Below are 9,692 nucleotides of genomic sequence, written 5' to 3'. Positions count from 1 at the left end.
CTGCTGAGGTTGGGATGGCAACCCAAACTTCTCAGACAGGAGACCGTCGCGTGAAGTGCGCCATCAACGGCGCCGCAAAATCAGCCGGAAATCACTACCGCAGAGCGGTTTTGTTCAATCCCCTTCGAGCCGCAAACCATCAAGCTTGGTATTCGAGCCGCAAACCATCAAGCTTGGTATAAGTCCACTACAAGCGAGTTGTGCAGGAGGGTTGCGGTCATGACGCCGCGCCGGGCCAGAAATCATCCGCCGTCATCTGATCGAACGACCACGGGCACGCGGTGGGGAAGGTCTCACGATCCAGTCCGGTCTCGCGCGTGGCTCCGATCCGCGCCAAACGGTACCCGGAAGCGATGGACTCGGTGAGAGTGGCCTTCAGGCTTGGATTGTCGGAGAGATGATCGCTCAGGCGTTCACGTTGCTCCTCGATGGAGAGGCGCCAACTATTGCCGCGTAATCCGGGCTGAAACTGCCATTTCAGCAGATGCGTGAGCAGAACCGCGAGACGGTTGACCAGCTCGCGCTTCTCGGATTTCCCCATGCTCTCGATCTCCTCGGCGATGTGCGCGATGTCAGCCTCGGAGAGCTTGCCGGCGCGGAGAAGCTCGGCCTGCTCGTTGGCCCAGGCGTAGAAATCCTGTTCGTAGAGAGTCGAATTGCTCATGGTCCGCTCCATCTGACGTATCATATAGGGCAGAACCATGCCCTGGAAGCGATTTCCCGCCTGCCATTGACCTTGCGGCGCCGATGCGCCATGTGAGGCAGGCGCGGGACACACACGCCCGCCGACCCGCCCGCATCGTTTCGCCGGGCGCAACTCCCCGATGTCCTGTCTCACACGCCCGGCCGCATTTCTCCACGCCGCGCCCCGAATCCCGGATTTTTCATGAATCTCGCCGAACTCAAGGCCAAAACCCCCACCGACCTGCTCAACCTCGCCGAGGAATTGCAGGTCGAGAACGCGTCCTCGCTGCGCAAGCAGGACATGATGTTTGCCATCCTCAAAGCCTATGCCGAGAACGATCAGGCGATCCATGGCGACGGCACGCTGGAAATGCTGCCCGACGGATTCGGCTTCCTGCGCAGCCCGGAGAGCAACTATCTTCCCGGCCCGGACGACATCTATGTCTCGCCCGCGCAGATGCGCCGTTTCGGCCTGCGCACCGGCGATACCGTGGCCGGCGAGATTCGCGCGCCGAAGGACGGCGAGCGCTATTTTTCGCTGCTCAAGGTGGAGACGATCAATTTCGAGGACCCGGAAGCGGTGCGCCATCGCATCAATTTCGACAACCTCACCCCGCTCTACCCGACAGACCGGCTGAAAATGGAGGTCGAGGTCGCCGAACTGCCCGTCAAAGGGGCGCAGAAAGACTATACGCCACGGGTGATCGACCTGATCGCGCCGATCGGCAAAGGTCAGCGCGCGCTGATCGTCGCACCGCCGCGCACCGGCAAGACCGTGATGCTGCAAAGCATCGCCACCTCGATTTCCAACAACCACCCGGAAGCCTTCCTGATCGTTCTGCTGATCGACGAACGGCCCGAGGAAGTGACCGACATGGCCCGCACCGTGAAGGGCGAGGTTGTCGCTTCCACCTTCGACGAACCGGCGACCCGCCATGTCCAGGTGACCGAAATGGTGCTGGAAAAGGCCAAGCGGCTGGTCGAGCACAAGCGCGACGTGGTTATTCTGCTCGACAGCATCACCCGCCTCGCGCGCGCCTACAACACCGTGGTGCCGTCGTCGGGCAAGGTGCTGACCGGCGGTGTCGATGCCAATGCGCTGCAGAAGCCCAAGCGCTTCTTTGGTGCGGCGCGCAACATCGAGGAGGGCGGTTCGCTCACCATCATCGCGACCGCGCTGATCGACACCGGATCGCGCATGGACGAAGTGATTTTCGAGGAGTTCAAGGGCACCGGCAACTCCGAGATCATTCTCGACCGCAAACTGTCCGACAAGCGCACCTTCCCCTCGATCGACATCACCAAATCGGGCACCCGCAAGGAGGAATTGCTGGTCGAGAAGGGCACCCTGTCGAAAATGTGGGTGCTGCGCCGCATTTTGAACCCGATGGGACCGTCCGAGGCAATGGACTTCCTGCTCGACAAGCTGAAATACAGCAAGACCAATAACGATTTCTTCGAGGCAATGAACACCTGAGCGGGTAAACTCTACTCCGGAGGCCATTCGACGCGGGTGTCTCCGCTTCCGGTGCTCACGCGTGGCGATTCGAGGGTTTGCGGTTTTGCAATCGCCTCGCCATCCCCTATACCGGCCCCGAATCAGACGGAGAGACATTCGATGCCCGACGCCAGCCATCCTGTCGATTACAAGGTGCGCGACATTGCGCTCGCCGAATGGGGCCGCAAGGAAATCGCGATGGCCGAGGACGAAATGCCCGGCCTGATGGCGCTGCGCATGGAATATGGCACCGCCCAGCCGCTGAAGGGTGCCCGCATCGCCGGCTGCCTGCACATGACGATCCAGACCGCCGTGCTGATCGAGACCCTGCTGGCGCTCGGCGCGTCGGTGCGCTGGTCTTCGTGCAACATCTTCTCGACCCAGGATCACGCGGCCGCCGGCGTGGCCGCCGCCGGCGTGGCCGCCGCCGGCGTTCCGGTGTTCGCCTGGAAGGGCATGACCGAGGACGAATTCTGGTGGTGTATCGAGCAGACGGTGCGCGGACCTGACGGCTGGACGCCCAATATGATCCTCGACGACGGCGGCGATCTGACCAAGCTGATGCACGACAAGTATCCCGACATGCTCGCCGATGTGCGCGGGATTTCCGAGGAAACCACCACCGGCGTGCATCGCCTGCGCGACATGGCCCGCGCCGGCACGCTGCTGACGCCCGCGATCAACGTGAACGACAGCGTGACCAAGTCGAAATTCGACAACCTCTATGGCTGCCGCGAATCGCTGGTCGATGGCATCCGTCGCGGCACCGACGTGATGATGGCCGGCAAGGTCGCCGTCGTCGCCGGCTTCGGCGATGTCGGCAAGGGCTCGGCGGCCAGCCTGCGCAATGCCGGCTGCCGGGTTCTGGTGACCGAGATCGACCCGATCTGCGCGCTGCAGGCGGCGATGGAAGGCTACGAGGTCGTCACCATGGATAACGCGGCACCGCGCGGCGACATTTTCGTCACCGCGACCGGCAATATCGATGTCATCACCGCCGACCATATGCGGGCGATGAAGCACCGTGCGATCGTCTGCAATATCGGTCATTTCGACAGCGAAATCCAGATCGAGGCGCTGCGCAACTATCGCTGGGAAAACGTCAAACCGCAGGTCGACGAGGTGGTGTTCCCGGACGGCAAGCGGCTGATCGTGCTGTCCGAAGGGCGGCTGGTCAATCTCGGCAATGCCACCGGCCATCCGAGCTTCGTGATGTCGGCAAGCTTCACCAATCAGGTGCTGGCCCAGATCGAGTTGTGGAAAGCCCCCGAAGGCAAATACGAAAACCAGGTCTATGTGCTGCCCAAGCATCTCGACGAAAAGGTCGCGGCGCTGCACTTGGCCAAGGTCGGCGCCGCGCTGACGGTGCTGACGCCCGAGCAGGCGGAGTATATCGGCGTCGGGCGCACCGGCCCGTTCAAGCACGACGACTACCGTTATTGAGAACGCCGCAGATGGGCAACATCCTCGCCGTCATGGGCCTCGCCGCCCTGGCCGGCGGGATGCTGTTCTTCGGCGCGGTGATGGCGCCGCTGATGTTCGGCAAGCTGACGCCGGATGTCGCCGGTCCGTTCATCCGCGCCGCGTTCCCGCGTTATTATCTCTATATGATCGTCACCTCCGTGGTCGCCGCGATCGGCCTCGGGCTGCGCGGCAAGCCGTGGTACGCGCTGGTCGCCTGCTTGATCGCGGCGGTGACCGTCTGGCTCTGGCTCGGCTGGATTCCGCATCTGAACGCGCTGCGCGAGGCCGGAAACAAGATTCAATTCAACCGAGATCACCGGCTTTCGGTATTCGTGAACGCCGCCCAGTTCATCGTGGCTGTGCTGCTTCTCGCGGGGCTTGCGGGTTAGCCTATAACCCGTTTTCCGCAAGGCGGATGACCTGGACCATCGCACCTTCTGCTTCGGCCGGCGCGTTCGGGGCACGAAGCAGAAGCGCATCGGCCAAGGCGAGGCGTTGCAGCATCGAGGAATCCTGAACCGGAAACGGGGTCACGTCCCAAACACCATCTGCGCTGCGCGCGAGGGTCGCGCGCAGATGATCGGCGCGATGATCGTTGGCGGGAAGTGCGGCGGTGCAGCGCGCCGGTTCGCTTGGCGGCGCGTCGCCCGGCAGGCCGGACAGGCGTTCGATCGCCGGTTTCAGGAACAACAGCCCGCACACCAGGGATGAGACCGGATTGCCGGGCACGCCCAAAACCGGCAGCGCGCCGAGATGGCCGAACATCAGGGGCTTGCCCGGCCGCATCGCGATTTTCCAGAAATCGACTTCAAGGCCGCGTTCGCCCAGCCCCGTCTGCACCAGATCATGCGTACCCACGCTCGCTCCGCCGGTGGTGACCAGCAGGTCGGCGCGCGACGCCGCCTCGGCGGTGGCGGCGATGACAGCCCGGTCATCGGCGGCGATCGGCAGAATGATCGGCACGCCGCCGCGGGCACGGATGAAGGCGGCGAGCGCGTGGGAATTGGAACTGACGATGCCGCCCGGCGGGATTGTTTCTCCGGGCATGGCGATTTCGTCACCGGTCGCCAGCACCGCAATCACCGGGCGACGATGCACCGCAAGCCAGGGATGGTTGGCGGCGGCTGCGAGGCCGATATCGCGGGCGGTGAGGCGCCGTCCGATTTCGAGCAGGGTTTCGCCTTCGTGAAAATCCTGGCCCTTGCGGCGAATATGCCGTCCCGCGCGCACTGCTTCGTGCAACGTGATCGATGTGTCGTCGGACACGGCATCTTCCTGTGCGGTCACCGCATCGGCGCCCTCGGGCATCACGCTGCCGGTGAAAACATGAACCGCCTCGCCGGGGCCGATTGCGCCGCCGAACGGATGTCCCGCCGGTGCCGCGCCGATCACGCGCAACCGTGCTCCCACCGCACCATCGGCGGCGCGAAGCGCAAACCCGTCCATCGCCGAAACGTCATGCGGCGGCTGGGCAAGCCGGGCGACGACAGGTGCGGCGAGAACCCGGCCCGAGGCTTCGGCCAGCGCGACGATTTCCGCACCGGTCGGTTGCAGGCTCCCGACGATCCGCGCACGGGCTTCGGCGACGCTGAGCATCAGGGTGTGTCCCTAATCCTGCTCGAAATCGCCGGATTTGCCGCCGGATTTGCGGATCACCCGGAGATTGTCGATCCGCATGGACCGGTCGGCGGCTTTCAGCATGTCGTAGATGGTCAGTGCCGCGACCGAGGCGGCGGTCAGCGCTTCCATCTCGACACCCGTTGGCCCGGTGGTCCGCACCGTCGCGACAATCCGAATACCGGGCAGCGCCGGGTCGGGCGCGAGATCGACCGCGACCGCCGAAATCGCCAGAGGATGGCAGAGCGGAATGAGATCAGCGGTGCGCTTCGCCGCCATGATGCCGGCGATCCGCGCCGTGGCCAGCACGTCGCCCTTCCTGGCGGTTCCCGCGACGACCAGCGCCAGGGTTTCCGCCCGCATCGCGACATGGCAGGCGGCTTTGGCCTCCCGCACGGTCGCGTCCTTGGCCGAAACATCGACCATGCGCGCAGCACCTGTCTCGTCGAGATGGGTCAGGCTCATGCGCCGAGGCCGAGCAGCGCGCGGGTCGCCGCGGTGATATCCGCCTGCCGCATCAGGCTTTCGCCGACCAGGATGCCCTGCACGCCGGCGGCTTTCAGCCGCTCGATATCGGCGAAATCGCGAATCCCGCTTTCGGCAACGACGAAACGCTCCGGCGGAATCTGCGGCGCCATGCGCTCGGAAACGCCGATATCGGTGACCATGGTTTTCAGGTTGCGATTGTTGATGCCGATGAGCCGCGCCCGCAGCCCGAGCGCGCGCTCGAGTTCGGCCTCGTCATGCACCTCGACCAGAACGTCCATGTCGAGCGCATTGGCCAATTCCTCGAAGGCGCGGGCTTTTTCGTCGCCGAGGGCTGCCATGATGAGCAGGATGCAATCGGCCCCCATCACCCGGCTTTCGTAAATCTGCCAGGAATCGAGAATGAAGTCCTTGCGCAGCACCGGCAGGTCCACCGCGTCCCGCGCGGCGGCGAGATGCGCGGACGAGCCCTGGAAATGCGGCGCGTCGGTCAGCACCGACAGGCACACCGCGCCGCCCTCGGCATAGGCGCGGGCGATCGTCGCCGGGTCGAAATCGGGCCGGATCAGCCCCGCCGAGGGCGATGCCTTCTTGATCTCGGCGATCAGCCCGGTCCGGCCCGAGGCTGCGGCATCCATCAGCGCGCGGGCGAAGCCGCGGGGCGGCGGGGCGTCGGCGGCGCGCGCGCGAATCTCCTCCAGGCTTTCCGCCGCTTTGCGGCGGCCGACCTCCCTGAGCGTGTCGGCGCAGATGCCCTGCAGGATATCGGAGCGGTTGGCGGTATCGTTCATCAGCATGCCATGGCTGGGGTTGTCTCGGCGCTCGCGCGCTTCAGCCGGTCGAGCGCGCCGCGCGCCGCGCCGGAATCGATGGATTTTGCCGCGAGGGCAGCGCCCGCGCGAAAATCCTCAGTCCGGCCGGCGACGATCAGGGCGGCGGCGGCATTGAGCAGCACGGCGTCCCGATAGGCCCCTGAAGCACCATCGAGCAGGGCACGCAAGGCAGCGGCGTTGTGGGATGCATCGCCGCCGATGATCGCCGACAGCGGTGCGCGCGCGAGCCCGGCGTCTTCCGGGGTGACGGTGAATTCCGTGATATTGCCGCGATCGAGCGAGACGATGCTGCTTTTGCCGGCGAGGGTGAGTTCGTCGAGCCCGCCGCCGTGAACGATCATCGCCCGCTCGGTGCCGAGTTGGGCGAGGGTTTCCGCCATCGGCCTTGCCCAAACCGGATCGAACACGCCGATCAGTTGCCGGCGCACGCGCGCCGGATTCGCCATCGGCCCGAGCAGATTGAACACCGTGCGGGTGCCGAGCGCGATCCGCGCGGCGGCGGCGTCGCGCAGTCCGGCATGATGGCGCGGCGCGTGGAGGAACACGCAGCCGGCCTCGCGCAAAATTTCCGGCAGGCGCTCGAATTCCGGTTCGACCCGCACGCCGAGCGCGGTCAGCACATCCGCCGCTCCCGCGCGCGACGACAAGGCCCGGTTGCCGTGCTTCGCCACCGGCACGCCGAGACCGGCGAGCACGAAGGTCACGGCGGTCGAAATGTTCAGCGTGCCGACGCCGTCGCCGCCGGTGCCGCAGACATCGATCGCGTCCGGCGGGGCTGCGATGGTGCGCATCCGCGCCCGCATCGCGCGCACCGCGCCGGTGAGTTCGGCAACGGTCTCGCGCCGGACCCGCATCGCCATCAGCATCCCGGCGATCTGCGCATCGTTCGAGCGCCCGTCGATGATCGCGCCGAACGCGGCCTCGGCCATCTCTACCGACAGGGTTTCGCCGCGCGCCAGCCGGTCAAGCACCGGCTTGAGGTCGGCGAGAATATCCGCCGGCCCTTCGTTATGGCCGCGCACCAGCCCGAGGAAATTGCGCAGCAGCGTGTGGCCATGCGCGGTCGCGATGCTTTCTGGGTGAAACTGCACGCCGTAGATCGGCAGATCGCGGTGGCGCAGCCCCATCACCAGCCCGTCATCGGTGAAGGCGGTGGGGATCAGTGTTTCCGGCAGGCTCTCGCGATCGACGATCAGCGAATGATAGCGTGTCGCCTCGAACGGGTCGGGCAATCCGGCGAAAACGTCGCTGCCCTTATGGCGGATCGGCGAAAGCTTGCCGTGCATCGGCATCGGCGCCCGCCCGACAATGCCGCCGAAGGCTTGGCCGATCGCCTGATGGCCGAGGCAGACGCCAAGGATCGGCACCTTGCCCGCCGCGTCGCGGATCAGGTCGAGGCAGATGCCGGCCTCGTTCGGTGTGCAGGGCCCAGGCGAGAGAACGATCGCCTCCGGCTTCATTGCAAGTGCTTCCGCCGGCGTCAGCGTGTCGTTCCGGCGCACCACGCAATCGGCGTCGAGATCGCCGAAGAAATGGACGAGATTGAAGGTGAAGCTGTCGTAATTGTCGATCAGAAGAATCATGACACGACCGCGCCCGCATTGGTGCTGACGTAATGCACCGCCTCCTCGGCGGCGCGGAACAGGGCACGGGCTTTCTGCAGGCTTTCGGCATATTCGGCATCGGGGTCGGAATCGGCAACGACGCCCACCCCGGCCTGGACGTAGAGGGTTTCGTCCTTGATCAGCGCGGTGCGCAGCGCGATGCAGGTATCCATCGTGCCGTTTGCCGCGAAATAGCCGATACAGCCGCCATAGAGTCCGCGTCTCGAAGGTTCGAATTCCTCGATGATTTCCATCGCGCGGACCTTCGGCGCGCCGGACAGCGTGCCGGCAGGGAACCCCGCGATCAGGGCGTCCAGCGCGTCGGCGGTCTTGCGGATCCGGCCTTCGACATTCGAGGAGATGTGCATCACGTGGGAGAATCGCTCGATCGCGAAGCTCTCGGTCACTTTCACCGACCCGATGGCCGCGACCCGGCCGACATCGTTGCGCGCGAGGTCGAGCAGCATCAGATGCTCGGCGCGCTCTTTCGGGTCTTCCAGCAATTCGGTCTCGAGCGCCAGGTCCTCGGCGCGGCTGGCGCCGCGCTTGCGCGTGCCGGCAAGCGGGCGAATGGTGACGGTACCGTCGCGCAGCCGGACCAGGATTTCCGGGCTCGATCCCACCGCCTGAAAGCCGCCGAAATCGAGAAAGAACAGAAAGGGCGCGGGATTGATCCGCCGCAGCGAACGATAGAACGCGAAAGGCGGCAAGGTGAATGGCTGGGCGAAGCGCTGGCTGGGCACCACCTGGAACACGTCGCCCGCCGCGATATACTCCTTGCCGCGCAGGACCATCGCCTTGAACTGCTGCTCGGTCATGTTCGACCGCGGCGCCCCGGCCGGCACCGCCGAACCGACCATTTGCGGGGTCGGCCGGTCGAGCGCCGCCTCGGCGGCTTCGATCCGGGCGATCGCCGCGCGATACGCGTCGTCGGCCGAAACATCCGCACGGGGATAGGAGGGGGCGGCGAGGGTGATTTCGTCATTCACCGAATCGAAGATCGCGAACATTCCGGGGCGCATCAGCACGGCGTCAGGGATATCGAGAACGTCGGGTTTCAGCGCGGGCAGGCGCTCCATCAGCCGGACCATGTCGTAGCCGAGATATCCGACCAGGCCGCCGGTCATCGGCGGCAGGTGCTCGGGCAGTTCGAGCCTGGTTTCCGCGATCAGCGCGCGCAGACTGTCGAAGGCGGCCTGGCCGTCGGGGGCGAAGGCGTCAACATCGGTCGCGGCGTCGCGGTTGATGCTCACCGCGCCGTCGTCGCAGCGCCAGAGCAGGTCCGGCGCGAACCCGATCACGGAATAGCGGCCGCGCGCCGCACCGCCTTCCACGCTTTCGAGCAAAAAGGAATGCGGCATGCCGTGGGCGAGCTTGAGGAACGCCGCGACCGGGGTGGTCAGATCCGCCGCCGCGACCCGCCAGACCAGCGCACCACGCCCGGCTTCATAGGCGGCGCGAAACGCGTCCTGCTGGTCCGTGGAGGCGGCGTTCATGGTTGCGTCC

The 9,692-nt window shown here is 65.6% G+C and carries 9 protein-coding genes; 3 read left to right on the top strand and 6 right to left on the bottom strand.

The window, feature by feature from the left end:
* Window positions 1-217: 217 nt before the first annotated feature.
* Window positions 218-664, bottom strand: a complete 447-nt coding sequence (locus tag L2A60_RS03835) for a DUF29 domain-containing protein (protein WP_235703047.1) — start codon at window positions 662-664, stop codon at window positions 218-220.
* 222 nt (window positions 665-886) lie between these two features.
* On the opposite strand from L2A60_RS03835, the gene rho reads away from it, so the two are divergent.
* The 3 genes from rho (at window position 887) to L2A60_RS03820 (ending at window position 4,035) form a co-directional block, all read left to right on the top strand.
* Window positions 887-2,161: a transcription termination factor Rho gene (gene rho / locus L2A60_RS03830; RefSeq protein WP_235703046.1), complete on the top strand. Its 1,275-nt coding sequence runs from the start codon at window positions 887-889 to the stop codon at window positions 2,159-2,161.
* A 141-nt stretch (window positions 2,162-2,302) separates the two neighbouring features.
* Complete coding sequence (gene ahcY / locus L2A60_RS03825; RefSeq protein ID WP_235703045.1) at window positions 2,303-3,625, top strand: adenosylhomocysteinase; 1,323 nt, start codon at window positions 2,303-2,305, stop codon at window positions 3,623-3,625.
* 11 nt (window positions 3,626-3,636) lie between these two features.
* A complete protein-coding gene (locus L2A60_RS03820; RefSeq protein ID WP_235703044.1) occupies window positions 3,637-4,035 on the top strand; it encodes a DUF4149 domain-containing protein in 399 nt (132 codons plus the stop codon).
* Window position 4,036: 1 nt separating this feature from the next.
* On the opposite strand, the gene L2A60_RS03815 is transcribed toward L2A60_RS03820, so the two are convergent.
* Genes L2A60_RS03815 through trpE form a run of 5 tightly spaced genes read right to left on the bottom strand, consistent with a single transcriptional unit; the run spans window position 4,037 to window position 9,682 of the window.
* Window positions 4,037-5,242 carry a molybdopterin molybdotransferase MoeA gene (locus L2A60_RS03815; RefSeq protein ID WP_235703043.1) on the bottom strand — a complete coding sequence of 402 codons (1,206 nt, stop codon included), beginning with the start codon at window positions 5,240-5,242 and terminating at the stop codon, window positions 4,037-4,039.
* A 12-nt stretch (window positions 5,243-5,254) separates the two neighbouring features.
* Window positions 5,255-5,728: a cyclic pyranopterin monophosphate synthase MoaC gene (gene moaC / locus L2A60_RS03810; RefSeq protein WP_235703042.1), complete on the bottom strand. Its 474-nt coding sequence runs from the start codon at window positions 5,726-5,728 to the stop codon at window positions 5,255-5,257.
* Entirely contained in the window at window positions 5,725-6,540 is an 816-nt protein-coding gene (trpC, locus tag L2A60_RS03805; protein WP_235703041.1) for an indole-3-glycerol phosphate synthase TrpC, read from the bottom strand. Before trpC ends, moaC begins: the two co-directional genes overlap by 4 nt.
* Window positions 6,540-8,165, bottom strand: coding sequence for a bifunctional anthranilate synthase component II/anthranilate phosphoribosyltransferase (locus tag L2A60_RS03800; protein ID WP_235703040.1), 1,626 nt, complete (start codon window positions 8,163-8,165; stop codon window positions 6,540-6,542). The genes trpC and L2A60_RS03800 overlap by 1 nt, the downstream gene beginning before the upstream one ends.
* Complete coding sequence (gene trpE, locus L2A60_RS03795; protein ID WP_235703039.1) at window positions 8,162-9,682, bottom strand: anthranilate synthase component I; 1,521 nt, start codon at window positions 9,680-9,682, stop codon at window positions 8,162-8,164. The genes L2A60_RS03800 and trpE overlap by 4 nt, the downstream gene beginning before the upstream one ends.
* Window positions 9,683-9,692 lie beyond the last annotated feature (10 nt).

This window comes from Acidiphilium iwatense, from assembly GCF_021556475.1.
Taxonomy (GTDB): domain Bacteria; phylum Pseudomonadota; class Alphaproteobacteria; order Acetobacterales; family Acetobacteraceae; genus Acidiphilium; species Acidiphilium iwatense.
The sequence above is the reverse complement of the archived record's forward strand: the minus strand, read 5'-3'. Positions and strand labels throughout refer to the sequence as shown.